Source organism: Nonomuraea sp. NPDC049152 (genome assembly GCF_040648355.1).
Lineage (GTDB): Bacteria > Actinomycetota > Actinomycetes > Streptosporangiales > Streptosporangiaceae > Nonomuraea.
The window spans coordinates 104,916-130,751 of the sequence record NZ_JBEZDO010000007.1 but is presented as its reverse complement, the minus strand read 5'-3'; the positions used below and the strand labels follow the sequence as shown (position 1 = coordinate 130,751).

The window sequence follows — 25,836 nt, the reverse complement described above, 5'->3', positions numbered from 1 at the left end:
CATGGTGGAAGGCGAAGTCCGGACCGAACGGCGCGACCAAGACGACCTGCGCCCACGGTAATCACGGCGCGCCTCAAGACCTCGCCGGGCCGCAGGTCGGGCTTGGCCTCGCGAAGCGGTGTGGCGTCGGTGCTCACCAGCATCAAGAGCCACGCGAGCACATGCCCCGATCCCCGCTGTTCATTGCCTCCTGCCTCGAGCCCCACCGGGCAACTTCCTCCTGTACCCTGCAAGCTGGTCGAATTGTTCCCGACGTTCATCGGCCGGCAGGCTACCCAGGAAGCGCCTCTTACGGCCGACCTAGTCAGAGCTCGACATGGAATTCTGGATCGCCGCCGAGGCGAGTGCCGGTCTCCAGGGAATCGAGGGCATTCATGTCCTGATCAGACAGAGAGAAGCCGAAGACATCGAAGTTCTCCCTCATGCGCCGCGTCGGCCGATTTGGGGATGGGGGCCGCACCGAGCTGTAGATGCCACCGCAGTACGACCTGAGCGGGTGTACGCCCGTGATTCCCAGCTATCCGACGTACGGTCGATTCATCCAGCAGTCCCATGCCGGCCCCGATCGGACTCCACGACTGGGACACGACGTTGTGCTTGAGATGCCAGTCCCGCAGATCGCGCTGTGAGAAGTAGGGATGGATCTCGACCTGATTGACTACGGGCCAAACACCGGTCTCCGTCACGAGGCGTTCCATCTGGTGCGGAAGGAAGTTCGAAACGCCGATCGAGCGGACCAGGCCGTCCGCCTGCAGCCTGATGAACGCCCGCCACGTATCGAGATACAGATCACGAACCGGCAAGGGCCAATGAATGAGGAGGAGGTCGACGTAGTCGAGCCTCAGTCGTGCCAGGCTCGCCTCGAATCCGCGGAGGGCGGAGATCACAAAGCCTGGCTGTAGTGTTAGCAACAGCCGTTCGACGGTTAGCCTCCGTCATCCGGTGTATGCGGACCGCTACAGGGCTGCCCGCCCTGGGAACCGGAAGTCGCACTACAGAACACAGATCGTTGCCGTGCGGACGCTTCTCTCTGAGACTCTTGGATCCACGGCGCTTGCTTGATCATCCCGCAGCGGGCCCGCGCGAATCGTCACCATGCCCTGACCTGCCGCATCGTCTCGCGGAGCCTGAAGCGATCGGGCCACCTGGTAAGCGCAAAGGGATTGCGTAGAGGTCAAGATTGGTGCGGCCGTACAGCTACGGCGAGTTTTGTCAGTTGAGCGGCGCTCGCCGCAAGTAGCGGTTTCGCTGTGCCGGATCCGCGAGGGTATCGGCGATACGGTGTACGCGGGCATGGACCTCCGCGCGCAGCCGGTCGGCGGTCTCCTCGTCGCCAGCGGCTTCCAGTACCTCGGCAGCATGGTGGAGGACCTCCTCCGTGCGTAGCGCAGGGAGGTCTCCCACGTCCTTGAGCATGCTGATGGTCTCTCGGGCCAATTCCGTGGCGGCCTCATTCCGGCCACACAGATGAAGAATTCTGCTGGATAGGGATCGCGCCGCGATCTCGCTGCGGATCATGCCAGTTCGTCGGGTCTCCTCTATCGTGTCTCCAGCCAGTTGCAGTGCCTCTTCCAGTAGATCTGGGTCGGTGTCAGCCAGCAGGAGAAGTACTTCGGCATAGAGATTACGCACGATGGGAACCAGGTTGAGCAACCAGGTCTGCTCGGTCTCTCGCCATGCCTCGGTAAGCATCGGCCGGCAGGCGTGCCTGCGGGCTGGGTCGCGCGCCATTAACCGCGCTAGGAGGGCGCTGTTGTAGGCGTGCCAGCCACTAGGGCCGCCCCTGTCCTCTTCGAAGGCTAGGGCTTCTCGCAGGGCGTCTTCTGCTGCCTCCGAATCCCCCATGGCGGAGTGCAGCTGAGAAAGATAGTTGAGCGCGATGGGTAGTTCCGCGCGGAGCGGATCTTTGCGGAGTCGTTCGACGCATGTGCTGAGATGTTCCCAGGCCGAGCCGTAGTCTCCCGCGTCAAAGAGATTCACGCCGAGCTGCATTTCGGTGAGATTGCGGGCATGACGAAGAACCGGATCGGACAGATCGCGCAACCGCGGGTCGTTCTGGTACAGCCGATGTGCTTCCCAGAGAACCGCTAGGCCGTTGGTCAAATCCCGTTTGGGCAGTTGGCGTCCGTATTCGGCGAGAGCGACAAAGAGCGCCGTAGGATCATCGGTGTCTCGAGCGAGCTCCACCGCTTGTCTCAGCTTCTGCAGCGAAGGTACCAGTCCCTGGGTGTGCAGAAGGACCTTGCCGCGGAGCATGGCTGTGCGGGCGGTCAGTACTGGGTCGCCGCCCCGGCGGGCCGCTTCCTCTGCCTTTGCGGCTAGTCCTTCCAAGTCGTCATCCTGGGGATGTCGCCGTGCATGCCAGTGCACCTCGGTGAGGGTGAGCAGAAGCTCTATTGCCTTCGCCAGTAGACAGTCATGGCCAGCGGTCTGCTGCGGCAGGCGCTCAATCTCGTGGACAGCGAAGCGGCATAGTGTCTCTGCCTCGGCGAAGGAGAGTCCGTTGAATGCCACATCCAGGGCCAGTTGGAGGTGTTCAGCTCCAGAGGCTGGATGCGGGGCGCCTGCACGGAAGTGGCGGGCGCGGTCGAGCCGTGCCTCCAATGGAATGTCATCGCCGAATGCCAAGAGCGCTTCTGCGATCCGCGTATGGCGCTGCCGACAGCGGCCGGGGCTCTGCTCCCTATACAGCTCCATCTGGAGCAGCTGGTTGTCGAATCGGTAGCAGTCGGCATTGGGCGCCCAGTAAGGACTCGGCGCTGATGTGATGATCCCCCTCGCTCGCGAGAGCCAGTGCAGTTGATCCTGGACCTCCTCTTCCTCCAGATCAGTCGCACGCGCCACTATCGGCGCCAGGAAGGTTGCTCCCTGGGTAGCGGCCGCGACCAGCAATTCGCGACGAGAGCGGTCCAGCCGCGCCAGTGGTCGCCGAACCGCGCGGCGCAAGACATCTGGTAGCGGGCCGTCAAGGCTGCCGTCACTGTCGATCAGGGGTAGGAATTGAGCGACATAGGCGGGCCGCCCGCCGGTGAGCCGACTTAGCCGGGCAGCGATCGCCGGAGATACGGGACCGTCATGGTGAAGACGTACGAGTTCGGCCACGGCGATATCCGGTAGGCCGCCGAGCGCAGTCCGGTCGAGACGCCCCTGTAGATGCCACCGACCTAGCAGCTCCCGAACCGCTGCTCCCGTGATCGGCGGGTCAGTGTCCTGATCCGAGTCGCGGGCCAGGACGAGGCCCACTGGGCTGCCCCATATCTCCTCCATCAAATGATCGAGGACCAAGAGGCTACTGGGATCAATCCATTGCACATCGTCGATGAGCACCAACGTTGGGCCCGCTTCCACCAGGGCATTCAGCAACGCTGATGCAAGCCCATGGGCCGCGCTCTGTCGGTACGGCAGCAGACTGTCACCCTGTACAGAGCCGGAATCAATGGCCGATCGGGTGATTTGCATTGCGGCCGCAAGTGCCGGGCCCACTGCAGGCAGCGTCCCTACGAGCTCCGGCAGATACTGCACCGTCGCATGCTTGATCCGACGCTTGGCCGTCGGCGGCTGAAGGGCATCGAAGAGCGTCACTACAGGTCCGTAGGCATTGGCCTCCCCTACAAAAGCCTGACATCTGGCTCGAAGCACCCGGAGCGCCGGTTCCGTCGCGCGTTCCTTTGCTCGGCGGGCGACCTCATCGAGCAGAGCGGATTTACCAATCCCGAGTGGACCTTCGACCACCAAGACACGACTCTGCCCATGGCAGACGTCCTCAGCAAGCTCCATCAGCGCGCCCAAATGTTCCACTCGGTCGACGAAGGCGCTGCTTCTCACATGTCCCCCCACATATCGGCCGCAGTCCCCATAGCTGCCGAAGACTCAAGGAGATGGGTGCCGCAAGCTGATCTTAGGCGCCGTGCTGGTGGACGCCAAGGAGGGCGCTAGAGGCGAATGGCAGCGAATTGGGGCCTCGCTGGGCCACCTAGGCGTTACCAGCCACCCCAGGTCCCTAGTCTCCTGCTCAGTGAGGTGCCCCAGCCAGCCGGGGGTGACGAGCGTCCGCTGCAGTTGCGGGCATAGTCGAGAGCCAGGAACTTGCGTGAACATTTATGGGCTGCTCGACTAGTACTATTTCGGTCAGCAAAATGAGGCGTGCGTGGAAAACGACGGACATCTCACCGCAATGTGGGAAATAAGGGACGGATTTAAGAAATGCATGACGCTGCTTAATTTCTATCGTTACTCTTTGGTTCTTATTGGCGCCCGCGGGGAGCGAGGCTGACCGAATAGGAGCTTGTCATCAGCATCAATGTCGATCCTCTGCGTCTGTCCAAGCCCCACGACTCCAGCACCTACCTGGCCATCAAGACCGTCCAGGGAGGCCGTGCCGTCTACACCACCCGAGTCCCTCTCCTCGACCTTCCCACCATCCTGCCCGTCCCCGATCCCAACAACGTCGACAAAGACAACCGCAAGGTTGACCGCCTCCACGCCAAGCACTTTGGCGAGTACCTCGACAGCAAGCAGGACTGGGTCGCCCCGGCGCTCCTGGCTCGCGACAGCGGTGGGTGCCTCTTCGAAAAAGTCGACGAGCACGGCGCTGTCGGCTACCTCACCGTCCCGTGGGCGATCGGTGGCGTCGGTTCCTTGCGCACTATCGATGGTCAGCACCGCGTGCTTGGCGTCTCCATCGAGAAGCAGCGCATCACGGATGCTATCGCCGCCGTAGACCGCGAGATGTCGCGCAAGGTCAGCCCGGACAAAGCGGCCAAGCTCCAAACTGACCGTGACAAGCTCATCGGCCAGATGAGTCGGCTGAAAGCCGAGTACGTCGGCCTGGATATCTACGTAGAGCCGGACCCGATCAAGGCTCAGCAGATGTTCGTCGATGTCGCCGACAACGCCAAAGGCATCAGCAGCGCCGTCCGCGCCCGCTTCGACAGCTACAAGGTCGCTAACCGCACCCTGTCCGACATCATCGACCACCCTCTACTGAAGGGCCGCGTCGACGCTGAGCAGGACCGCATGACTCTGAAGAACCCCAACCTCATGGGCGCCAAACACGTCGCCGACATCACCCGCGCCGTCATCGCCGGCCCTGGTGGACGGATCAGCAAGAAGGCCGAGCAGACCTTGACGGACGGCGAGGTGATCGAGCAAGTCAAGGACTTTCTCGACATCATCTCCAACGCTTTCACCGGCCTCGCCGCCATCACCGAGGACGACCCCGAGACGGAACGCAAGGCCGACGAGCTGACCATGGCCCAGCAGCTGCGCCGTACCTCTCTGCTCGGCTCGGTAGGCATGTTGCGCGTCCTGGGTGGCGTGTTCCGCGAGCTACGCGCAGGCGATAACCCGGTGGAAATCGACGACATCACCGAGTTCTTCAAGGGCCTCGACCCGCACATGGCCGCGCCGGTCACCGAGACCAGCATCTGGCGCACCACCGATGCAGGCGTCGACTTCGAACCGAATGCCGCCGCCCCCATCATGCGAACGCAGAACATTGCCCACCTGGTGACAGTCATTACCAGCTGGTACAAGAAGGCTCCCGCCGCTCTGTAACCGACCGCACAACCATGAAGGGCACCGTTCCCCCCGGCGAGAACGGTTGCCCTTTGCGACTCTGACACAGCGCAATACGAGCCGAGGCGCCAAACCAGATGGTTCGCCAGCAGTTGCGTGCCAAGAGGATCGATGGAGCCGTCCCAGCAGGAGCACACCATCTGGTCCGAGTGGCAACCAGGCGGGGGCGCTGCTGGCAGGGTGACTTCTTCGAGGTCAGAACGCTAACCGAAATGTGACTCTACGTCATGGCGGTCATCGAGTATGCTGCTTGAGGCGTTCGAATGTCGGCGTCACTGCGCGCAAGGCAGTACGTCACCCAGCTCGGCTGCAATCACGTCATGGCGCGGGCACCACAGGTGCATTTCCCGCACGCCTTCCCCTTTTCGGTGCCTAGCTTATCTTTCGGTATATTCGTAACCATGCTTCGGTTGTGTCCGAAGAGATCACGGTCCCTTGCGGACGACCCGTGAAGGTGATGAGCTCCACCTCTTCCACTTCCTCCCACTCTCCCGACATGTCAGAGGGGCAGGAGGCCATAAGTTGTACAGTGACGTCGACGTTCCCGGTATGAATTCCAGTCATGGTCACCGCGGTGCACAGCCGGGCAGCGGTCAGGCCGTTCGTACCAATCGTCCTCGCATAATCAGCGCCGGGCTCTATCATCACCATCTGGTGGTAGCAGACGAACACGTTGGCGCGCTGTAGGCGGCGTATGATCCCAGCTCACCTAGCAAATGGCGGCTGCCGTACTAGTAAGTCTCATCAAGGAGCTTCGGCAGAGAGTTCACGAATAAATCAGCCTGTAGATACAGGTGATGAATTTCCTCGGAGGTCTTCTCAAGCGTAAATAGGGCATAGTTCTTATGTACTAGATGATTTCGGAGTCGACCCAGCTCGAGAAAAGCCTTGATGCTCTCAGAAAGAGTCGCGTCGGACTTGAGTAGCTGCTTCATTCGCGTTCTAAAGTCTTCGCCAAAAAATGCCCAAAATCCATTAGCGTTCAATTTATCCCACTCGAACCATGTGTGGTAACTTCGTTTGACTACCCTGCTATCTACCAGGGCAACGACCTTGCCGTTAGAGCTATTTGCACTAACAAAATCCAAGACGTGTTGGCAGATTCGCGTCTCAAAGTTGCTCGCAGCAGCCAATAGAAGTACCTTGGGAAATGTTGACTCGAGGGTCGCGTGAAAGGATGGCTCGTTGGCTTGCAGTAGGCTCAGAATAGCGGCTTGTTCCTCAAATAGGAGGCTAACCGGAGAGGGCATGACTACTACCGGCCGAGAGCTTCGGGTGACAAGCTTTTCAACGCCAGCTCGTACCGCCCCTTTACATTAACGGTCTTAGTCGAGCCTTGGTGCGTAAACTCTGCGAACTCCTTGCTCATGCCTAGCGATTGTATCGTTTCCGGCCGAACTTGCTCCAATGAACCCCCTCTTGATTTGAGCGATAGCGCAGCAGAAAAGACCGCCTCAAAAATGAGAGGGCTGAACTTGGGCGACGCGGTTCTAAACGTGTCAGCTGGCCAGTTCTGCGCAGCAGACAGGATCCAATCCCATTCCTCTTGCCTTTGGCGGACATCATCACTAGAGAATGACTGTGCCATCTTGCAGTACCTGTTCAGAAAGCTAGTCATGGATCCAGAATATGTTTCCATGGCATCGGGATAACTGAGCGCAAAGGCTCGAAGGATAATCTCGATATCCTTAAGGCGTGGATCTGCGTCTGGGAAGCCCAAAATCCTCCTCCAGCGTAGATCCTCATTGAGAGTGAATAGGAGTCCGAAGAAATCCGAATGATACAAGCTTGCCCGAATTTCTTGAGCGTTGAGGTTTACGCCACCAGTATTGAGCCTGTTGAAGAGCTCAAAGATCGAGCTGTCGTCATCGACAGGCCTGATCTGCTTTATGATCATGTTTCGGATTGTTCGCAGATCGAGTTGCCCTTGATAATCTTCCAGTGATGAGTATGTAAGATTCGTAAACTTATTCGTGTCGCCGTTCGGTCGCTTAGGAAGCTTGAGCGCGAACGGCTCAAATAGAGAGTCGTCTGATAGCACCTCAAGATTAGGTGCACCAGTTCCGACGTTGAAGAGCTTTCTGATGGACGCCCGCTTCTCCTTGCGCGGGAATCGTCCTTGAATGAAGAAGAAAACAGTAAGCAGCCGTTGTTGGCCATCGATTACCAAGAACTTGTTGCGAGATTCCTCGTACAGGAATACTTGCGGAACTGGCACACCAATAATTAGCGACTCGATCAGCTTCGATGCACGCTTAATGTCCCAGACATAGTTGCGCTGAAATCCTGGGACCTTAACTGCCCCTTTTTCGATGAAGTTGTTGATAGTCGTGACATTAAAATCGTTAGGCGAGGCAACGATGTCATACTCATCGATCTGGGTATCCTCGTCTACTTCGAGCTCGCCATCGCTGATCCATTGTGAAGGTGTCATTATCTGCTCAGAACCCTTTCCTGAAGATATCTGAGGTTAGATTCTCGCCCATCCTGGGGAGGTTTGCAATAGGGTCGAATGGGTCACGGTGTGTTGAGGAACTTTGCGGTCGAATATAGCGGTGTGAGCTAGATGTGCCGATTATCCATAATCTTGGCGCCTGCAGGCATACGTTAGCCATCTCCCGGAGCAGCAGGATCGTCCGCTGGAGATAGCTAGCCCATCCTCTGACTAGGCGATCGCCACCCGCAAAGCATCCAGCTCGGTCATATTTGCTCTTCGGAGGAGATCGTCATGGGATGTGGTCACCCTCGTCGGGACGGTTACCAGGCCCTTGGCGCATTCACGACGGGCTTTCCGGACATGCTCGTCGCCCTGTTTTGGCTGTGGATGGTGTGGCAGGGGCTTGTGCAGTTCAACCTGTTGGGTCTGCGGCTGGAGCACGAAGGGCTTCCCCTTGCGGTCTGATCGGGCGGTTCGCGAGTTGATATCCCTTTGATCGCATGCGCTGCATGAGGAGAGCTGGTCACGGGGTCGTTGCTGGGCGATGGACGCAGATGAGCGAACAATCCCGGCTCGATCTCCACGAGAATGCCCAGGCTGACCAGGCGCTTGAGCTTGGCGCGAGTGTTCTCGATGTTCTTACGCGCCGGGGGCAGGTCCAGGGCCAAGCAGAGGTCACGCGCTCGTGAGGGCTGGCCGGTGTCAGCCATAAGGGTGAGAATCTGCTGGTAGGCGGGATGGTCGGGCACTGCGGGAGCCGGTGGTGGCGGGGATGCCGGACCGGGTTCGCCAGCGAGGACGAGCAAGGTCTTGCGGGTGATCCGCAGATGATCGAGGTCCTGGTCGAGGTCCCGCAGGCGGGCGGTCAACTCCTCGATCTGAGCTTGGACCTGTCCGATGTGGCTGGTCAGCGCCTTCTCACGGGCGTCGATCCGGTCCAGCAGCCACGCGCCGGGGTCCGGGGTGCTCACGTGTTGCGCCAGGCGGGAGTGGAAGGGCCGGTCAGCCGGCGGGTCAGCACGTCGGTCATCACCCAGTACACCCGTGACTCGGAGCTGGCCGGATCGTGTTCGTAGTCCCGTACCAGGCGACGGTGCAGGGATATCGCGCCGGAGGGTCTACTCCACCACCCACCGCTTGGGCTAAGGGACGAACCCGGCCTCGGCGGGGTTCCGCTCGACGATCTTCACGGCGACGTCGTGGGTGACCACGCTGTTGTTGAACCCCTGGTCGACCAGGGCGGTCTGGACGCTGCCGGGCGCAGTGGCGGCGGCGACCCGGTCCAGCAGAGCGTTACCGGTGGCGTTGTCGTGGATCGAAGCTGCCGCGACCACCACCGCGATGACCAAGCCCAGCACGTCCACGGCCAGCCCACGCTTGCGACCCGGTACCTTCTTCTTGGCCGCATCCCGGCCGGTCGTGGCTTTCGGGACGGTCGGCCGCGGCGCGCACGCTCTGGGTGTCGAGCACCACCAGGCTGGGGTCGTCTAATCGTCCCTTCTTTTCCCGCACCTGGAAGCGCAGCAGGTCGTGGATGGCCTTGTCGGTACCCGCGTTCCGCAGTTCGTAGGCACATGGGCGTGATCGCTGGCGCGTAGTGGCTGGTCAGCGAGCCAGGGCTGTGTTCCACGAGCCTGTCGGGCTCGAAAGTGTAGTAACACGAGCGTTTGGGATTTCGCTGTGGAGCAGCGGAATTCATGGTTCCCTGTGGGCATGTACTTGCGGTTCACCCAGCGGACCAACGCCGACGGGACGGTCGTGCGATACGCGGCGTTGGCGCATAACCGCAGGGTGGACGGCCAGGTCAAGCCAGACGTGCTGATGAACCTGGGCCGGGTCGACCGGCTGGACGTGGACGGGCTGCGGCGGCTCGCGGCCTCGATCACCAAACACTTCGGCGGCGACGGCCTCGTCTTGGACGACGGCGCCGAGGCCGGTCTAGCGGCCGGAGTCTCTCCGATGGAGGTGATCGACTCACGGCCGATCGGGACGTCCTGGCTGCTTGACGCGCTCTGGAAGCGCCTGGAGATCGCCGGTGCGATCAAGAAGGCCACCGACGGGCGCCGGTTCACCACGAACGTGGAGCGGGTGCTGTCGCTCTGGTCGCCAACCGGGCGATCGACCCTATGAGCAAGCTGTCGGCCGCCGAATGGGCCAGCGAAGACGCGATCATCAGCGGGCTGGGACGCATGGATGAGGACCAGGCATATCGGGCGATGGACCTGCTGGCCGAGGCCGACACCACCGGCAAGGTGCAGGAAGCGGTGTTCTTCGCCGTCGCTCATCTGCTCAACCTGGAGGTGGATCTGCTCTTCTTCGACACCACCTCCACCTACTTCGAACGCGACGAAGAAGAGGACGACACCGCTGAGCAGCGGGGGTTCCGCCGATACGGCAAGTCCAAGGACCACCGCGACGACCTGCCGCAGATCGTGATCGGCCTGGCGGTGACCAAGGAGGGCATCCCCGTGCGGGTGTGGTGCTGGCCCGGCAGCACCAACGACCAGCAGATCCTGGCCGAGGTGAAGGACGACATGCGGGACTGGAAGCTCGGCCGCGTGATCACCGTGGTCGACCGCGGCTTCTCCAGCGCCGACAACCTCGCCTATCTGCGCCGGGCCGGCGGGCACTTCATCGCCGGGATGCGCATGCGCGACGGCAACGCACTGGTCGAGCAGGCTCTCTCGCGGCAGGGCCGCTACCAGAGCGTCCGCGACAACCTTCGCGTCAAGGAAGTCAAGGTCGACGGCTCCGGCGACGTCCGGTTCATCATCTGCCACAACCCTGAGCAGGCCGAGCGCGACAAGCACCAGCGAGAGCAGGCCATCGCCCGGATCGAGGCCGAGCTCGAGCGGATCGCCGCTCAGCGGGAACGCGACCGCTCCCGCGCGAAGAACGGGCAGGTGAGCGCGAAGGCCGCCGACCGGGCCGAGGAAGCGCACGTGCGGGCCGAGTGCGCACTGCGAGACCACCCCACGTTGAAGCGGTGGATCCGGCAGCAGAAGAACGGCCGACTGGTCATCGACCGCGCGAAGGTCAAGACCGAGGCGAACCTGGATGGCAAGTACCTGCTCGCCACCAGCGACCCCGACATCTCCACCGAGGACGCCGCCCTGGGCTACAAGAACCTTCTCGAGGCCGAGCGCGGGTTCCGGGATCTGAAGTCCGAGCTGCTGCTGCGGCCGGTGTTCCACCGGCTCGAGCACCGGATCCGCGCCCATGTCCTGATCTGCTGGCTCGCCCTGCTGCTGACCCGCGTCGCCGAGCGCTCCACCGGGCAAACATGGCGGCACATCCGGCGCGAGACCGCCCGGCTCAAGCAGGTCACCCTCGCGGGCAAGGCCGGGACGATCACCCAGACCACCCCACTCCGCCCCGACAGCAAGGCCATCTACCAGGCACTTTCCATCACCCCGCCGCCTCGCCTCACCGCCTTCGACGCCAGCTAGGCAAGATCGAAACAGGTCGGGAGGGCGTGGGCACACGACCCTGCCAGGCCGTCTCGGCCTTCCCGCAGCTCACGCCCGGAATTCGGCATCACGTGTGACCACCAACTGCGGAACCCGGGCGGTAGCGTCCATACGCCAAGCGGCGTAGTAGTACATGACCGCGCTGCGAGGTGGCAGCTCATGGGGCAGCAAGCTCCACTGGCAGGCGGTCCGGCTCTGATACAGGATCGCGTTAACGATCTCCCGCATCTCCTATTTGCCCTGGTGGCCGCTGACGGAGGGGCTGTGACGCCAGGGGCTCAGCTAGTGATCTTCCGAGCCGCCTTGCCGGGACTGAGCTGCAACTAGGTTAGCTGATCTTCGACCTGTTCTTGCTGAACAAGTCATGTCGTTGATGGTCCTCCTGGCCAACAAATGCCTTGAACTCGCCGAGCTTGTACGCGAGGTCGCCGTTAGACCGCTCGGTTGGCATCAGTTCGAAGTCGTGGCCGAGGTGGTTCAGGCGCCGCTCGACTTCGGGCTGCTCCATCGGCGCGTTCGCCTTGGCCAGTCGCTCAACGATTTGTTCAACTGTCAGTGGCCGCGCGCTTCCAAGCAGGACCTTGTAGACGGGGTCTAGCACAACGTCTGTATTCTCCACCAGGGTTCGGGGTTCGCCTTCTTTTCGCAGAGCCTTATTAATCGCCTCGCCAAGCGCCTTAGCGACCGGGGGAGGGAAGGCGTTGCCGACTTGCCGGTACCTCGAAGTCTTCCCGCCTAGGAACTCCCACTCATCGAAGTCCGTGCCATACCAGCCTTGGATGCGCGCGACCATCTCCACTGTCAGCATCGGATGCTCAGCACCCTTCACCCTTGGGTTGTTCGGTCCGGGCGGCCCGTCAGCCACGCCTTTGCCGTCAACCCCCATCGCCTCCCACGCCGCCTTTGCGCGGCTAGGACCGAGGTCGGCACCACCGTGCTTCTTGGAGCCGCCAACGATGGTCGGGGCCATCTTGTCCGCCCGCTGAACCCACTCCACCAACTTCTCTTTGGGCCAATCTCCCAGGGCCATCAGATCCTTGAGCAGCTCGCCAACTGTCGGTGGGTGTTCCGTATTTGGCTGGGGCCACTCGAAGTATTCTGCGTACTGGGGCTGCAGTGCGACCAGCACGAATCTGGGACGGAGCTGCGAAACTCCGAATCGATTCGCGTGCAGCAGCCTCCACTCCGCTATGTAGCCGTGCTCCCTCAGCCGGTCGAGTACTCGCTGCCGATACGCAGTAAAACGGGTGCCGCTTAGACCCTTGACGTTCTCAAGCAGGAGTGCCTTCGGCTTGATCCGGCCACATAGTTCCACGGCCCATGCGAATAGGTCACGCTCATCGGTGGCGCCCAATTGCTTGCCTGCGATGCTGAAAGGAGGGCAAGGCACTCCACCGGCTAGCAGATCGACGCCCTTGTATTCGTCTGGATCCCAGACCTCAGGGTCGGCAACGTCGCCGACTCTGACGGTGTCGGTGGCTTCCTTCTCGGCGTAGCCGAACACCTTGACCAGGTTGTGGCGCAGTGTCTGAGCGGCTTGCTCATCGAGCTCGACGGCCAGCCAATGCCGGAAGCCCGCACGTTCCAGCCCGAGCGACTGTCCCCCAGCGCCTGCGCAGATCTCGACCACCTTGAGCATGTCGTCGTCGCGCTCTGTCTTCGCTGACCCCGACTCCAGCCCGTTGGCCCCGGTGTCGCCCTCGACGACGCGAAGGTGCTTCTCGGTCACAGGGACCCCTTTCGTAGTCCAGATGAGGCATGAGACGAGTGGGCAGCTGTATCTTCGCGAAGGAGACCACTAGCCGTACACCCAATGGGACGAATGTGGGAGAGAGCAAGAGAGTTCAAGCCAGGAAGCAGGCCCATGAACGCGGGCTGTACCCGGCGCCGCTGAACGAGGGCCGATCGCGCAACATGCAGGCCAACCGGCGCTCGAACACCAAGCCGGAAGTGGCACTGCGAAGTGCGCTGCACCAGATGGGCCTCCGCTATCGCAAGGATTTCCGGCTGGATCTCGGTGAGGTGAAGGTTCGCCCCGACATCGTCTTCACCGCCAAGAAGATCGCCGTATTCGTCGACGGCTGTTTCTGGCACGTCTGCCCCGAGCACGGTCGGCAACCGACCAGCAACGAGTGGTACTGGGCGCCCAAGCTCCGCCGGAACATGGAACGCGACCAGCGCGTCAACTCCGCGCTTGAGGCCGCAGGATGGCGTGTGGTCCGGCTCTGGGAGCACGAAGGGCTGACCACGGCCGTTGCGGCGGTGGTTGCAGTGGTGAATCCCGATACCGAACATGCGAGCGAGAGTAGCGCGACCAGCTGACACTTCCGCAACCGGGAGCGAGCGTTTGGCGGCGCGCCGAAGGTAAAGAATTCTGGATCTCGATGCTCAGCGGTACGACTCATCCTGGAAAGTGCTGGTCATGTCAGGCTTGTACGGCTCGCGGACCGCCATCGCCGAGGCTCCGGGGAACCTCGGCGATGTTCATGTTAGTGCATAGGTCTGTGGGCGCTGGCCCAGGGGACTACTCGGCTACCGCTGAAGACTTCTTGGTTTCAGGAAGCACGGGAGCAAGCTCAATCGGATCGTCGGGCAGAGCAACTACCCAGTCCTTGTCACCGAGTTGGATGAATGGGAGGCCGATGTGCCGTGGGCGGCGCTCGGCCAGCCGAACACTGATCGACTCGCCGGGGCCAGCGAGTGGCAGTCCGAGTTGCTGTGCGAGGCCCCTGTGGCTGTCGTATTGCCCGAAGATGACGATCCCTTCAGGCCGGAGATCGGAGCGGGCACCTCCGTTCCCGCGGATGCGCTTCATGTAGTCCTCCTGCTGCGCAACTGTGGCGACAGCGGTCCGTCCTACCAGGCGGCCCTGTGCTCTACGGAAGAGCTCGTTCACGCGCTTGGTGCCGTGGCGGCACTTGTGGCCGGGCTTGCCGCAATCGAAGATTGCGGCAACATCCTCTGCCGGCATGCGGAGCAGGGTGTTTTCCGGTAGGGAAGCATTCTGGAACAGCCAGCGGACGGTCTGCTTACCCTCCTTGGTCAAGCGCCGTTTGAGGTCGCGATTGCCCTTACCGTTGGTCAGCACCTCTGGCCGCGCCCGTACCAGCCCCGCAGAGCATCGTCCGAGCTGATCATTAGCCCACACGCCGAGGAGGATCTGTCCTACCGCCTCTGGGGGGATCATCCACTCCCCGAGATCCTGTGAGTACTTGCAGTCGACCTCGGCATCCTCGATGGAGTAGTCAAGGGCCGTTCCGTCGGCAAAGCCGAACTCGCGCTGGAGATTGATCTCGACCAGAGTGCCGCAATGGGTCTTTTCGGTCTTATGGAGCTGCTCCCAGCGGAACCGGCCGGTGTGCTGACCATCGAGAAGCATGTCGAAAGTCCGCCTGATGGCCTTGGCCGTCCTCTCACCCTTCGGGTCAAGATCCATAAGCCGGGCGAAGACCTTTTCCATCTCCGAGTCGTACTCGGCGGGTGGGGTGATCACGGGCTGAACATAGCCGTCGCCACTGACAATCACCGGGCGCTCCCTGTGCCTGCCTCGAGCGCGAGACTGAGCTGTACGCGGAGGGTATCCCGGTGCACGGCCGGCAGCTGCCGGTACAAGGCCCAGGCGTGTTCGGTCGGTGATGTAGGCCGGCGATCAGCCGCCATCCAGTTCAGCAGTTTCTGCTTCTCCTTCTTTGGGAGCTCCTGGATGCGGTCCCACACCTGATCGGCGGAGTATTGGACGCCGGTCAGATGCTTGGCGGTCTCGTTGCAGCGGGCACATTCGGTCACGAGGTCTTCGAGCTGAGCGGTGGATCCGTGCTTGTGAGGGGTCACGTGCCCAAGCGTGAGCCGCGCGACGCTTTCGGGATCATCTGGGTACGCCTCGCCAGCGGCGACGCCGCAGCGGACGCATCGGTGGTTGTCCCGCTCCATCACCTGGCGGCGGGTCTTTCCGCTGATGGCGCGGAGCCCGGCAGAGCGTTGCCCTGGCTCCCAGATATGAGCCCCGATCTTCTCAAGGAACAGCTCGTCGGGGCTGAGACTGGCCATGTCCCGGTAGGTCTTGATGACCCACCCTGCGGGGCGGAGGTCCCGCATCCGCCGGTCCACTTGCTCTACGCCGGGGATTGCCTGGCGTAGCTCCTGCTTGTTGAAGCGCTTGCCCTCCCCGACTTCGCCGTGGAGCCAGAGGGCGACGCGGATGCGTGTGCCCAGCTTGTCGTTCTGCCAATCCGGCCAGACCGTGTCCACCAAGAGCCTCCTCGATCAAGATCTCTATCGGCAGGGTAGAGCTGACGGCAGGATTCGGCAAGTTGTGGCATAAATCGGCATCTGGCTAGCAGAGTCGGAAATGTCGGTGCGGATGGGTACCTTCGTGTGGACAGTGTCTCGATCCATGCAGGCTCTCAACCCCTCGGATGGCCATGATGATCCTCTGCACCACGGCTCAGGACGTCCTTGACCTGTTCAATGTCACCAACCAGGCCAATCGCGTACTCACAGATTGGCGGGGCGACCGGTCGAAGGCGCCCGCAGTGGTGCCCTTCGTGGAGGCGCATCAGACCGAGTTTCTCTACCAACTCACCCCAGCGGACGTGGAGCGCGTCTGCAGGTCGACCAATCACGCGCTTGGCGAGGTCAAGCGCAAGGTAGCGGAGAGCGTCAAGGACATCGTGGACTGGCATCCCGACTTCGCCTTCATGCACGTTCTCCACTACGCCGTAGAAGCCCTGCATGAGCTGCCGACGTGGCAGCGCTTCTTCGCGTTCATCCAGGAGGACGAGCAAGCGGTCAACATGTTGTGGCTGCCTTCCCAGGCGGAGATCCACCGTGCAGTAGCAAAGGGTGTGCCCGAATTTGACGCCAAGGCCTCGATGCGCTGGCGCGTCGGCAACGCCTACTACTCCTTCCTCCGCGAGATCTACGTCGTGGCCCACCTCCGGGCTGCCGGCCTGGACGTGCGCATGCATCCGCTCGCTGACGCGCTGTTCCGCGTGGACTTCTGGTGTGGCCGTAAGGTCTGCAGCCTGCTGGTCAAGAACGCTAAGTTCCACAAGGATGGCCAGGGCCGGAAGCGTCAGCCAAGCGAGATTCTGGCCGGGGCCACACCACCCTTCACCTTCCACAAGATCCAGTTAGAGAGGGCGTCCCGGTTCGGAGTGGTACATCTGCCGAGCCCTGATCACATCGAGGTTTCCGTGAGAGAACTCCGAGCCGCTATTCGCAGCTGACGCGCTGGATCAGCTGGACTCCTGCCTGCGTCCATACACGAGGTAGCTTCCGCAGCCTTCTCGAAGTGCCTGGAGAGCTGATCGAGTGCGGTCAAGCACGTATGGCCGCAGCAGGCGCTCTACTTCCTCAAGGGGAGAGAAGCGGTGGGCGGCAAGCTCGTCACTAACCACCTGGAGTCTGGCTGCCTGTTCCTTGCTCAGCACTCCACCATCGAAGATGAACATGAGGGAGTCGTCCCAAGGCCCGTGGGGGGGAACCCAGTCCACAACCAGCAGCCGCCTGATCTCCAAGTCGAACCCGAGTTCTTCCTTGATCTCCCGGCGTGCTGCCGCGGCGGGAGACTCGTTCGCCTCCGCCATACCCCCCGGAAGGTCCCAATCGGGCTTGTACTTGGGGTCGACCAGCAAGATCCGCTCCTGCTCGTCCCGGATCAGGACATCGGCACCTACCCGCTTCCTGGCCTGCTTCGCGTTGCCCTCCGCCAGGTACATGTTCCACGCCTCGGGATCACGCTCGTAGAGCGGGGCCTCCGGGTTCACGACGAGAACCTCCCCATTGGTACAACCACCGCCGCTCCCTCAATGTCTGATCCAGTACTGCAAGGAAGTCGACGACGATCTCCTCGCCACGGTACGCCTCCAGCCGCCCGCGCACCTCGGCCAGTTGCCGCGTGACGACCATCGAGCTCAATGCCTGAGTTTCCTCGATCACTTTGCGCATCACAACGCACGCCTCGTCCAGTTCGCCGGTTTCCAGCAGGATGTTCGCGAGTACGAGTTGCCCGAGGGCTCGGCTCCGGGTGGCGCGGTTAGTCGAGCGCAGCGCGATGGCCTGCTCCACCTGTCGGCGGGCAGCCGAAAGCTGCCTCAGTACGACCATCGACCGGGCGGCGTCTAGGGCTAGGGTGCCTTGGTCATACGGGCCAGCCCAGGGCGAGACAATGGCCGGTTCGCGCTGGAGCGTGTTCTCCGCTTTGGCCAGCAGACGAGAGCACTCGTCAGGTTCTCCGAGCTCCGCGAATCCTCGCGCAGCCATCCCCAGCAGCCGTGCCTCCATCGCCGGGGCCGCTCTGCGACTCTCGGCCAGCATCGTGCTCCCACGCCGCGCGAGCCGTACAGCATCACCGCCTTTCCCGAGGTGCCGGGAGAGGTAGCTCATGCTGCCGAGGATGTGGGCTTCGAGTTGCCGATCACCGCCGATGCCCGCGAGGTCGAGCGCGCGGGCGAAGTGATGTCCTGCGAGGTCGTCCTGGCCGGCGTCGTGTGCCATCCACCCGGCCATCTCGGTGAATGCGGCGGCAGCCACGAATGTGGCGGCGCCGTCCGAGCCGCCGAAAAGGCGTGGAGCGACGTCGCGTTCGAGATATCCGAGGACGGTCGCGTAGAGATGGCCGCCGCCGACCTGCCGATCGGCGCCGCGGAAGGACGCCATGGCCTCGAGGTCGTGACAGCCGGTCGGTGGTCGAGGAGAGGCGACCGTGGCGACGGTCTCGGAGCCACGGTCGTCCTGGTGGAAGAGGTTGCCCTCGCTCATCCCGAAGGCACGGCAGAACAGCAGCCGGTACCGCTCGCTCAGTGACGCGATCCGGCCCGACTCCCAGCGCCGGATCGAGCGAACCAACGCTTCGTGATCGGGAAGATCGCGAACATTGTCCCCAGCGGCGACGCGAAGACGTCGGGCCATACTGTGCACGTCCCACAGGCGCGCCTTCCGCTCGGCGCGGATGCGTGCGGCCCATCGTGGTGGCTCCACTGTCTCCGCCTCCGTGCTTGCCTGAATGCATTGCGTGTCCGCCGGTGCTCCTCATTGTCACCCTCCGATCGCCCGTGCGCAGGCCCTCTACTGGGACCGACTCGATTTCGACAACGTAGGGACCTCCAGATGGATGAATCACAGACTGCGCGAGCGCTCGCGGCACGACTTCCCAAATGGACCATCTGGTTCGGCGAGCACACCAAGAGCTTCTGGGGCCTATCAAGAAGCTTGGACCTGCGAGCGGCGCCGCATATCGAGGCGTCCACCGCCGAGGAGTTGGAGCGCCGAGCGAAGGCGATAGAGCGGCACTTTTGCGACATCCCCGCGCTCATTTCACGCCCGGTATTCCGGCGGTCATCCACGACCGAGCCCTCCCTTGGTCGGAATGTCCGCAGGCGCCGCCGTGTAGCGGGAGCCTCCTCATGACGCCTGACGAGGCACTCGCGGAGTTGCGGAACGAGCTGCAGACCGCCGGAGTCCCGACCGAAGACCGTGATGTCTTCTGGTGCGCGGCGGACGAACCAATGCTCAGCCTCGCGCCTGGACTGGTCATCTGGATCGGACGCCAGCACGGCTTCCGCTGGCCGGACCAGAAGGGGCGGTGGCGCAAGTGCTCCCTCGACGATGTCTGCGGTGTCGTCGACTTGATCCTTCCGATCTACAAGCAGCGCATGAGCGGCGTTGAGGCCGCTACTCAAGCTGAACCTGTGTAATGGCAGGTTCGTTCGACCGGCGCGGCGATGTGACGGAGGCGCGGCCTCGTCGTTGCGCCGCCCAGCCCCGGTGAGTCTGGCAGGAGTGGTACCGGGTCCACTCCCGTCATCTCGTACCTCGCAGTGACGAGGGGCGCACCGGGCAGAGGACCGCGCGGAGCAGAGGCGCCCTGTTCCGCGCGGTTTCCTTTGCAGGAAGAAATTCTCCCGCCCAGTTCACCGCATATGTATTGATATTTGGAGATAATCCGGCGCATTTACAATGCTCTGACGTGCAGTGATTACATTGCGCAACTAGATTTCTTTTCATCGTCGCATTACTGTGACTAGCCCACGCGGTTACTACCCTCTCGAACTGCGAGGACGAGTCATGCGGCGACGGTGCGCCCAACGGGAACGTCTCTTGGCCGGGACGATCGTGCTTGCTGCTCTAACGGCCTGTCGGCCTGTCGAGAGCGCGCAGACATCCCTTGCGCCACCGTCCTTCACCGCCTCCATCGACCCATTGGCCTCGGTCAAGGACGCCATCCTTAATGCCTACCGAGGCATGTGGCGCGACTTCGCCGATGCTGCCCATACGGCGGACTGGAACGATCCGGATATCGCCGACCACACGACTGGAGACGCCGAGGCGAAGCTCCGTTATGGGCTCTTTCTCGCCAGCAAGAAGGGCCAAGTGGTCAAGGGCGACCCACTGCTGCTCAGCACGCGTATTGCCGAGCTCAAGCCGGAGAACATCCCGACGAAGGCCACGATCGTGGACTGCGTCGACGACACGAGGTTCCTGGTCCATGAGAAGAGCGGAAGCAAGGCCAAAGGCGGCGCAGACGTCGGACGGCACCACACCACCGCAGTGCTCACCCTCCGCAGGGGCTCCTGGTACGTCAACTCCTACATCCTCAAGGAGGCGGGGACGTGCTGACCCAGGTCCTGGTCTCTTGCGCGCTGACCACCACGGTCTTCGTGGCCTCCGGTGACGACGGTGGCGGTACCGGAATCGCGGAGTGCGGCAGCTTCGGCAGCACAGGCTGCGCCGCCGAGGCCAGGCGCTGGTGGGGCACCAACCGAACCGATCCGACCGGCGGGGGCCATTCCGGCAGCGGATCTGGCTCCGCGCAAGGCCCGACGTGCTCGACAGCGCCGGCACAGGCGCCGGCAGGAGCTCCCAGCAGCGGGCGATGGGTCCTGATCACCTGCCCAGGGCAGCCGCCGCTCCTCGCCCGCGACGGTGGCGCGCCGGAAGGTGAGCCAGTAGACGGAGCCCCGGCGCTGACTCCGATCATGGTTGCTCTCATAGCTCGGGACCGCTTCACACTGCCATCGCCCGCCATCGACTCTTCGCCTAAGCCGTCCGACCCGCAGTTGGTCCGTCTCCCGATCTGGCTATCCGTTGGGCGGAGCATCTGGCATCCATACATGTCGACCGCCACGGCCGGTGGCATCACCGCGACCGCTACGGCGACGCCGACACTCGTCACCTGGAACATGGGCGATGAAACCACGGTGACCTGTAAGGGCCCGGGGACGCCATTCAGACACGGTCGCGACGACGCACGCAAGGAGTCGCCGACCTGCGGCCACACCTACGTCAAGTCCAGCGCGACGAATCCCAGCGCGAAGTACCCGGTGACAGCGACGATCACGTGGGCCATCACCTGGAGCGCCGCCGGGGAGAGCGGCACGTTCCCCCCGCTCGTCACCACCTCCACCACAAGCTTCCGGGTCGCCGAAAGCCAGGCGATCGTTACCAACTGAACGGGGGAACATGTTGGTAAGGACTGCCGCTCCGGCACGCCCGAAACCGGGTATGCCGAAACGACGCCGCAGTGTAGGCAGGGTGCTCTTCGGCGGCATCGTCGTCTTGGCATGCTCGTTCGCCTCGGCTGCGGTGACACTGCGCGTGGGGGCCGTTGAAACTGGGGCGTTGGCCGTCCAGACCGATCTGCAGGTGGGACACACCCTCACCGCGGCCGACCTCCGCGCGGTCAAGGGCTCGATGGATGCGAACCTTGTCCCGCCGGGCATGGCGCAGAAGGTAATCGGACGCCAGACGAAGGTGCCGCTGATGGCGGGCACGCTGGTCACCGAGAACGTCGTAGGGGACCCGGCTTTCCCGCAGCCGGGGCTTGCCGTGGTTGGCGTTGCGGTGAAGCCCGGCCAGTATCCACCGGACTTGGCCCCAGGTGACCGCGTATCCGTCTCACCGATTCCCGAAACTGGAGTGATGACGGATGCGAATACCAAGGTGAAAGCCGTGGTCGCCGTGGTCACCAAGGTTGACCGGCCGGAACAGCCGCAGAACCCTGCTGTGGTCACCCTCCTGCTGCCACAGATCGACGCGCAGTCCGTCTCGGCTCCGATCGCCCAGGGTCTGGTGAGCTTGATGCAGATCTCACCGGAGGCACCATGACGGTGATCGGCGTGGCATCGGTGAAGGGCTCCCCAGGGGTGACGGCGTTCGCACTCGCCCTGGCGACCACCTGGCCAGGAAGCGCACTACTCGCCGAACTCGACGCCTCTGGTGGCGACCTGGCCGGATACCACGGGCTCCAACCGGATCCCGGCATCGCATCGCTCGCCACAGAGTTCCGCAGGGAACGCGACCCAGAAGTCCTGACCAGGCACACACAGAGCTTGCTCAGCGGACTGAAAGTGATCGCAGCGCCGGCCCATCCCGCGCAGGCGTACGCCGCCATCAGCGCACTCGCACCCACGCTCCCCGCGCTCTTTCCGAAGCTCCTCCGTGACACGATGCTGATCGCCGACCTCGGGCGACTGGTCGGACCCTCGGTCGAGCTGGCTCGTTCAACCGACCGGCTCCTCGTTCTCGCCCGCGCCCATCTGACTGATCTCGCGCACCTCGATGGACTGCCCCCGAACGCGGAGTTGGTCCTTGTCGGTCGCGGTCCGTATCCGCCCAAGGAAGTCACGGACGCGCTCGGGCTGAAGGTCCGCGCGCACATCCGCCACGATCCGGTTGCCCAGGCATTCCTGGAGGGCCGACGCCGCCGTACCCGCCTGGTCAGGGCCGCAGAAGAGCTCTCCGCGACCTTGGCTACGTTTGTCCAGCTGGAGCCGACTCCGTGAAGGACTTGATCAAACAGATCCGCGTCGAGGTTGCCGACAGGATCGCCGCCCGCAGCCGCGCGGACGAGGAGGCGGGACGTCCGCCGATGACCCCGAAGGAGCGGCGCGAGTACGGCAGGCAGCTCACGACGGAGGCACTGGACGCGCACATCCGGCGGTCGATCGACGCAGGTCGTCCTCCACTGGATCCGGTCACCGAGGCGCAGATCGCAAAAGCGGTCGACAACCGGCTGTTCGGGCTCGCCGGGTTCCAGCAGTACCTCGACAACCTGAACATCGAGAACATCAACGCCAACGCCTTCGACGACGTCCACATCACCTATGCCGACGGGACGTCGGAACAAGTCGGCCCGGTCGCGGAATCGGACGAGGACTTGGCGGAGACGATCCGCACTGTCGCCGCTCTGCTCGGTGTCGGAGAGCGCCGGTTCGACCCCGGCTCGCCCATGCTGGAGATGGAGCTCCCGGATGGAGCCCGTCTGGTCGCGACGATGGCCATCTCCCGGCAGACAGCCGCATCCATCCGTCGCCACCGCTTCCCCGACGCCACCATGAACGATCTGTACAAGACTGGGACGTTCGATCGCCAGCTTCAAGGATTTCTCTCCGCGGCCGTGCTGGCCCGCAAGAACATCGTGGTCGTCGGCGCGACGGGTGGTGGAAAGACAACTCTGGTCAGAGCGATGGCCTCGGTGCTGCCGCGAGACGAGCGGATCATCACCGTGGAGCACCAGTTCGAGCTCGGCCTGGACCGCGACAAGCAAGCGCACTCCAACGTCCTGGCCTTCCAGGCTCGCAAGTCCAACATCGAGGGTCAGGGCGCCGTCACACTTCCGGAGCTGGTCCGCATCGCGCTGGGCATGTCACCCAGCCGCGTGATCGTCGGAGAGGTCAAAGGCGATGAGATCATCCCGATGCTCAACGCCATGACCCAGGGCAACGACGGCTCGCTCAGCACCGTACACGCCAGCTCCAGCGATGGTGCGTTCAAGCGGCTCTCATCCTTCGCGATGCAGGCCCCTGAGCGACTGTCGGCCGAGGCCGCGGCCATGCTCATCTCCGAAGCGCTGCACTTCGTCGTGTATCTCACGCTGACCCGCGACGGTATCCGCGTCGTTTCCAGCGTCCGTGAGATCGTCGGGTGCGACGGCATCAACGTCATCTCCAACGAGATCTACGCCCCCGGCCCCGACCGTCGTGCCATACGCAACCACCCGCTGCGCACCGAAACCCTGGACGAGTTCGAGGCAGCGGGCCTGAACGTCGACGAGTGGCTGGCCTCATGACGGAATATGCCCTGCTCGCAGCCCTGACAGGTGCCGGTATCGGTCTCGGTCTCGTCCTCGTCGCCACCGGGTTCAAGCCTCGCGTCGTCGAACCTCGCGGCCCGCTCGACCCCCGGCTCTTGGTGCGGCTGGCCGCCTGCGTGGGCGCCGCCGTACTCATCGGAGCCGTCACCCGCTGGCCCGTCGGCGCCGCGCTCGCAGGTCTGGCCGCGTGGTTCCTGCCCAAGGCGCTCGGCCCCGACCGTGAGCACGCTCGGCAGGTCGCCCGCATCGAGGCGGTCGCGGTCTGGGCCGAGATGCTCCGTGACACCCTCGCCGCTTCAGCAGGCCTGCACCAGGCGGTCAGCAGTACCGCGGCCATCGCCCCTGAGCCGATCCGTCCAGAGATCATGGAGCTGGCCGCCCGCCTCGACCAAGGAGAACGGCTTCCGCACGGGCTGAAACTGCTCGCCGACGACCTCGCCGATCCGACCGGCGACCTCGTGTGCGGCGCACTGATCCTGGCTGCCAAGCGGCAGGCCGGACAGCTCGGCGATCTCCTCGGCCGCTTGGCAGAGGCTGCTCGGGCACACGCGGTGATGCGGCTGCGCGTGGCCGCCGCCCGCGCGCAGACCCACTCGTCGGTGCGGACCATCATGGCCGTCACGGTGCTCATGGCGGGTGGCCTGATGCTGTTCAACCGTGACTTCCTGGCTCCCTACGGCACCACGATCGGCCAGGTCGTGCTGCTCCTCGTCGGATTGGTCTTCGCCGCGTCGTTCTACCTCATCCATCGACTTAGCCGGATCGGCGAGCCGCCTCGCGTCCTCACGAATCTGGAGGACTGATGGTCCTCTCGCTGATTCTCGGCGCCGGGATCGGCCTCGGCCTAGTGCTGATGGCATTCGGCCTGTGGCCTGCTCGGCTGTCTCTCGCTCAAGAGCTTGTACGGCTCCGCCACGGCACGCCGGCGAAGGCCTCTGCTGAACCTGATGTGGTTGCCCGGCTCGGTCGGCCGCTCGCCACCAGAAACCCGGTGAGCACTGCCACCCGGCGTGACCTGGCGGTCTGTGACAAGGCGGTGGAGCGGTACTTCGGCGAGAAGCTCGCGGCCGGGCTGGTCTTCTTGCTGCTGGGACCAGCGCTGTACGGCATGCTCGCTCTGGCCGATCTTCGCCTGCCCTGGCAGGTTCCGGTGTGGAGCATGGTGCTGCTCGGCGTCGTCGGCTTCTTCGTACCTGACACCGCCATCCGGTCGGAAGCCGCGAAACGGCGGGCGGAGTTCCGGCACACGCTGTCGGCGTTCTTGGACCTGGTCGTCGTGTCGCTGGCGGGAGGCCGAGGCGTCGACGGGGCTCTTACCGACGCGGCAGCCGGTGGCAGCGGCTGGGCGTTCGTACGGCTACGTGCCACCCTGATGGCCGCGACGTCTACCCGCCGTACTCCATGGTCCGCCCTCGGGGAGATGGGCGAAGAGTACGGGATCAGCGAGCTGTCCGAACTGGCAGCCTCCGTCGCGCTGGCGGGCACCGAGGGAGCGCGAGTGCGGGCCTCGCTGGTGGCCAAGGCGGCGTCGCTGCGGGCCCATCAGCTGGCCGAGATCGAAAGCGACGCCCGTGCCGCGACCGAACGCATGAGCGTCGTGACCGTCGGGTTGTTCGTCGGGTTCCTGGTCTTCGTCGGCTATCCGGCCATCGCGGCCGTTCTAACGGGGTTCTGAATCACATGGAGGTAACTCGTGTTGCTTCGGCTCATGGTCCTGTTCGAGGCTCACCTGAAGAAGGTGCGCAAGGCCGTGAACGAACGCCCGGACGCGGGCTACTCCACCGAGACCGTGGTGATGGTCGCGATCCTGGTCGCCATCGCGATCGCCGTGGGCGCCATCCTGATGAGCAAGCTGCTCGCGAAGGCGAACTCGCTCGATCTCGGGTGAGTGAGCGGGGAGCGGCCACCGCCGAGATGGTGATGACGTTCCCTTTCGTCATGGTGCTGATCCTGCTCGTGGTGCAGTTCGGCGTCTGGCAGCACGCCGTGCACATAGCCGAGACCGCGGCGGCGGAGGCACTGGCGGTGGTCCGCGCGCACGGGGGAAGCACGGGCGCCGGTCAGGCCAAGGCGTCGTCGTTGTTGTCGCAAATGGGCCGATCTGTGCTGCGCTCTCCGCAGGTGTCGGTCTCCCGTACGGCTGACGCGGCTCGCGTGGAGATCACAGGGGTGGCGCAGGCTGTGGTGCCCTTCCTCGAGCTGCCGGTCGGCTCAGTGGCGGTCGGGCCGGTCGAGCGGTTCCGAGGTGATCAGTGATC

General features: G+C 63.4%; 26 protein-coding genes and 1 pseudogene. 15 read left to right on the top strand and 12 right to left on the bottom strand.

Annotated features, from left to right (window positions below):
- Window positions 1-383 precede the first annotated feature (383 nt).
- Both AB0B45_RS15550 and AB0B45_RS15545 read right to left on the bottom strand, forming a co-directional pair.
- A complete protein-coding gene (locus AB0B45_RS15550) occupies window positions 384-887 on the bottom strand; it encodes an aldo/keto reductase (RefSeq protein ID WP_358130609.1) in 504 nt (167 codons plus the stop codon).
- A 325-nt stretch (window positions 888-1,212) separates the two neighbouring features.
- Entirely contained in the window at window positions 1,213-3,825 is a 2,613-nt protein-coding gene (locus AB0B45_RS15545) for an AAA family ATPase (RefSeq protein WP_358130606.1), read from the bottom strand.
- A 465-nt stretch (window positions 3,826-4,290) separates the two neighbouring features.
- Here AB0B45_RS15545 and AB0B45_RS15540 point away from each other — a divergent pair, with 465 nt between their 5' ends.
- The gene (locus AB0B45_RS15540) at window positions 4,291-5,556 is read left to right on the top strand and encodes a DNA sulfur modification protein DndB (RefSeq protein ID WP_358131082.1); all 1,266 of its coding nucleotides are present in this window, start codon (window positions 4,291-4,293) and stop codon (window positions 5,554-5,556) included.
- Between the two features lie 752 nt (window positions 5,557-6,308).
- Here AB0B45_RS15540 and AB0B45_RS15535 read toward each other — a convergent pair.
- From AB0B45_RS15535 to AB0B45_RS15520, 4 genes and pseudogenes are all read right to left on the bottom strand, one after another.
- Window positions 6,309-6,827, bottom strand: a complete 519-nt coding sequence (locus AB0B45_RS15535; RefSeq protein ID WP_358130604.1) for a HEPN domain-containing protein — start codon at window positions 6,825-6,827, stop codon at window positions 6,309-6,311.
- A 5-nt stretch (window positions 6,828-6,832) separates the two neighbouring features.
- The gene (locus tag AB0B45_RS15530; protein WP_358130601.1) at window positions 6,833-8,011 is read right to left on the bottom strand and encodes a DUF262 domain-containing protein; all 1,179 of its coding nucleotides are present in this window, start codon (window positions 8,009-8,011) and stop codon (window positions 6,833-6,835) included.
- A 323-nt stretch (window positions 8,012-8,334) separates the two neighbouring features.
- Window positions 8,335-8,985, bottom strand: a complete 651-nt coding sequence (locus tag AB0B45_RS15525; protein ID WP_358130598.1) for a hypothetical protein — start codon at window positions 8,983-8,985, stop codon at window positions 8,335-8,337.
- Window positions 8,986-9,156: 171 nt separating this feature from the next.
- A pseudogene (locus AB0B45_RS15520) lies at window positions 9,157-9,429 on the bottom strand (transposase); the annotation flags it as partial.
- 376 nt (window positions 9,430-9,805) lie between these two features.
- Here AB0B45_RS15520 and AB0B45_RS15515 point away from each other — a divergent pair.
- Together AB0B45_RS15515 and AB0B45_RS15510 are read left to right on the top strand one after the other, a co-directional pair.
- Window positions 9,806-10,144: a hypothetical protein gene (locus AB0B45_RS15515; protein WP_358130595.1), complete on the top strand. Its 339-nt coding sequence runs from the start codon at window positions 9,806-9,808 to the stop codon at window positions 10,142-10,144.
- The gene (locus tag AB0B45_RS15510) at window positions 10,141-11,463 is read left to right on the top strand and encodes an IS1634 family transposase (protein WP_358130592.1); all 1,323 of its coding nucleotides are present in this window, start codon (window positions 10,141-10,143) and stop codon (window positions 11,461-11,463) included. The genes AB0B45_RS15515 and AB0B45_RS15510 overlap by 4 nt, the downstream gene beginning before the upstream one ends.
- Before the next feature lie 69 nt (window positions 11,464-11,532).
- Here AB0B45_RS15510 and AB0B45_RS15505 read toward each other — a convergent pair whose 3' ends face one another.
- A complete protein-coding gene (locus AB0B45_RS15505) occupies window positions 11,533-11,712 on the bottom strand; it encodes a transposase (RefSeq protein ID WP_358130589.1) in 180 nt (59 codons plus the stop codon).
- 100 nt (window positions 11,713-11,812) lie between these two features.
- The gene (gene dcm / locus AB0B45_RS15500) at window positions 11,813-13,213 is read right to left on the bottom strand and encodes a DNA (cytosine-5-)-methyltransferase (RefSeq protein WP_358130587.1); all 1,401 of its coding nucleotides are present in this window, start codon (window positions 13,211-13,213) and stop codon (window positions 11,813-11,815) included.
- A gap of 95 nt (window positions 13,214-13,308) precedes the next feature.
- Between dcm and AB0B45_RS15495 the strand changes: the two genes are divergently transcribed.
- The gene (locus tag AB0B45_RS15495) at window positions 13,309-13,806 is read left to right on the top strand and encodes a very short patch repair endonuclease (protein ID WP_358130584.1); all 498 of its coding nucleotides are present in this window, start codon (window positions 13,309-13,311) and stop codon (window positions 13,804-13,806) included.
- Between the two features lie 202 nt (window positions 13,807-14,008).
- On the opposite strand, the gene AB0B45_RS15490 is transcribed toward AB0B45_RS15495, so the two are convergent.
- Window positions 14,009-15,010: a NaeI family type II restriction endonuclease gene (locus AB0B45_RS15490; RefSeq protein WP_358130581.1), complete on the bottom strand. Its 1,002-nt coding sequence runs from the start codon at window positions 15,008-15,010 to the stop codon at window positions 14,009-14,011.
- Window positions 15,007-15,732, bottom strand: a complete 726-nt coding sequence (locus AB0B45_RS15485) for an HNH endonuclease (RefSeq protein WP_358130578.1) — start codon at window positions 15,730-15,732, stop codon at window positions 15,007-15,009. Before AB0B45_RS15485 ends, AB0B45_RS15490 begins: the two co-directional genes overlap by 4 nt.
- Window positions 15,733-15,899: 167 nt before the next feature.
- Between AB0B45_RS15485 and AB0B45_RS15480 the strand changes: the two genes are divergently transcribed.
- Complete coding sequence (locus tag AB0B45_RS15480) at window positions 15,900-16,712, top strand: hypothetical protein (RefSeq protein WP_358130575.1); 813 nt, start codon at window positions 15,900-15,902, stop codon at window positions 16,710-16,712.
- Window positions 16,713-16,721: 9 nt separating this feature from the next.
- Here AB0B45_RS15480 and AB0B45_RS15475 read toward each other — a convergent pair whose 3' ends face one another.
- Both AB0B45_RS15475 and AB0B45_RS15470 read right to left on the bottom strand, forming a co-directional pair.
- A complete protein-coding gene (locus AB0B45_RS15475; protein ID WP_358130573.1) occupies window positions 16,722-17,252 on the bottom strand; it encodes an NUDIX hydrolase in 531 nt (176 codons plus the stop codon).
- Window positions 17,221-18,396 (bottom strand): hypothetical protein, encoded by a 1,176-nt coding sequence (locus AB0B45_RS15470; protein ID WP_358130571.1) that lies wholly within the window; start codon window positions 18,394-18,396, stop codon window positions 17,221-17,223. Before AB0B45_RS15470 ends, AB0B45_RS15475 begins: the two co-directional genes overlap by 32 nt.
- A 494-nt stretch (window positions 18,397-18,890) precedes the next feature.
- Between AB0B45_RS15470 and AB0B45_RS15465 the strand changes: the two genes are divergently transcribed.
- From AB0B45_RS15465 to AB0B45_RS15420, 10 genes are all read left to right on the top strand, one after another.
- Window positions 18,891-19,181 (top strand): hypothetical protein, encoded by a 291-nt coding sequence (locus tag AB0B45_RS15465; RefSeq protein ID WP_358130569.1) that lies wholly within the window; start codon window positions 18,891-18,893, stop codon window positions 19,179-19,181.
- 403 nt (window positions 19,182-19,584) lie between these two features.
- The gene (locus AB0B45_RS15460; protein WP_358130566.1) at window positions 19,585-20,103 is read left to right on the top strand and encodes a hypothetical protein; all 519 of its coding nucleotides are present in this window, start codon (window positions 19,585-19,587) and stop codon (window positions 20,101-20,103) included.
- 494 nt (window positions 20,104-20,597) lie between these two features.
- On the top strand, window positions 20,598-20,936 hold the full coding sequence (locus AB0B45_RS15455) for a hypothetical protein (RefSeq protein ID WP_358130564.1): 339 nt from the start codon (window positions 20,598-20,600) through the stop codon (window positions 20,934-20,936).
- An 82-nt stretch (window positions 20,937-21,018) separates the two neighbouring features.
- Window positions 21,019-21,591 (top strand): SAF domain-containing protein, encoded by a 573-nt coding sequence (locus tag AB0B45_RS15450; RefSeq protein WP_358130563.1) that lies wholly within the window; start codon window positions 21,019-21,021, stop codon window positions 21,589-21,591.
- Entirely contained in the window at window positions 21,588-22,268 is a 681-nt protein-coding gene (locus AB0B45_RS15445; protein WP_358130560.1) for a hypothetical protein, read from the top strand. The genes AB0B45_RS15450 and AB0B45_RS15445 overlap by 4 nt, the downstream gene beginning before the upstream one ends.
- Window positions 22,265-23,554, top strand: coding sequence for an ATPase, T2SS/T4P/T4SS family (locus AB0B45_RS15440; protein ID WP_358130558.1), 1,290 nt, complete (start codon window positions 22,265-22,267; stop codon window positions 23,552-23,554). Before AB0B45_RS15445 ends, AB0B45_RS15440 begins: the two co-directional genes overlap by 4 nt.
- Window positions 23,551-24,381 (top strand): type II secretion system F family protein, encoded by an 831-nt coding sequence (locus AB0B45_RS15435; protein ID WP_358130555.1) that lies wholly within the window; start codon window positions 23,551-23,553, stop codon window positions 24,379-24,381. The genes AB0B45_RS15440 and AB0B45_RS15435 overlap by 4 nt, the downstream gene beginning before the upstream one ends.
- A 188-nt stretch (window positions 24,382-24,569) precedes the next feature.
- The gene (locus AB0B45_RS15430) at window positions 24,570-25,253 is read left to right on the top strand and encodes a type II secretion system F family protein (RefSeq protein ID WP_358130553.1); all 684 of its coding nucleotides are present in this window, start codon (window positions 24,570-24,572) and stop codon (window positions 25,251-25,253) included.
- Between the two features lie 18 nt (window positions 25,254-25,271).
- Window positions 25,272-25,466 (top strand): hypothetical protein, encoded by a 195-nt coding sequence (locus AB0B45_RS15425; RefSeq protein ID WP_358130550.1) that lies wholly within the window; start codon window positions 25,272-25,274, stop codon window positions 25,464-25,466.
- On the top strand, window positions 25,463-25,834 hold the full coding sequence (locus tag AB0B45_RS15420) for a TadE family protein (protein ID WP_358130548.1): 372 nt from the start codon (window positions 25,463-25,465) through the stop codon (window positions 25,832-25,834). Before AB0B45_RS15425 ends, AB0B45_RS15420 begins: the two co-directional genes overlap by 4 nt.
- Window positions 25,835-25,836 lie beyond the last annotated feature (2 nt).

Bases quoted from the DNA above. Each gene is read 5' to 3' on its own strand.
- AB0B45_RS15510 (WP_358130592.1), top strand. From the start codon at position 10,141: ATGAGCAAGCTGTCGGCCGCCGAATGGGCCAGCGAAGACGCGATCATC.
- AB0B45_RS15455 (WP_358130564.1), top strand. From the start codon at position 20,598: ATGTCGACCGCCACGGCCGGTGGCATCACCGCGACCGCTACGGCGACG.
- AB0B45_RS15535 (WP_358130604.1), bottom strand. From the start codon at position 6,827: ATGCCCTCTCCGGTTAGCCTCCTATTTGAGGAACAAGCCGCTATTCTG.
- AB0B45_RS15505 (WP_358130589.1), bottom strand. From the start codon at position 11,712: ATGCGGGAGATCGTTAACGCGATCCTGTATCAGAGCCGGACCGCCTGC.
- AB0B45_RS15530 (WP_358130601.1), bottom strand. From the start codon at position 8,011: ATGACACCTTCACAATGGATCAGCGATGGCGAGCTCGAAGTAGACGAG.
- AB0B45_RS15445 (WP_358130560.1), top strand. From the start codon at position 21,588: ATGACGGTGATCGGCGTGGCATCGGTGAAGGGCTCCCCAGGGGTGACG.
- AB0B45_RS15480 (WP_358130575.1), top strand. From the start codon at position 15,900: ATGGCCATGATGATCCTCTGCACCACGGCTCAGGACGTCCTTGACCTG.
- AB0B45_RS15470 (WP_358130571.1), bottom strand. From the start codon at position 18,396: ATGGCCCGACGTCTTCGCGTCGCCGCTGGGGACAATGTTCGCGATCTT.
- AB0B45_RS15465 (WP_358130569.1), top strand. From the start codon at position 18,891: ATGACGCCTGACGAGGCACTCGCGGAGTTGCGGAACGAGCTGCAGACC.
- AB0B45_RS15435 (WP_358130555.1), top strand. From the start codon at position 23,551: ATGACGGAATATGCCCTGCTCGCAGCCCTGACAGGTGCCGGTATCGGT.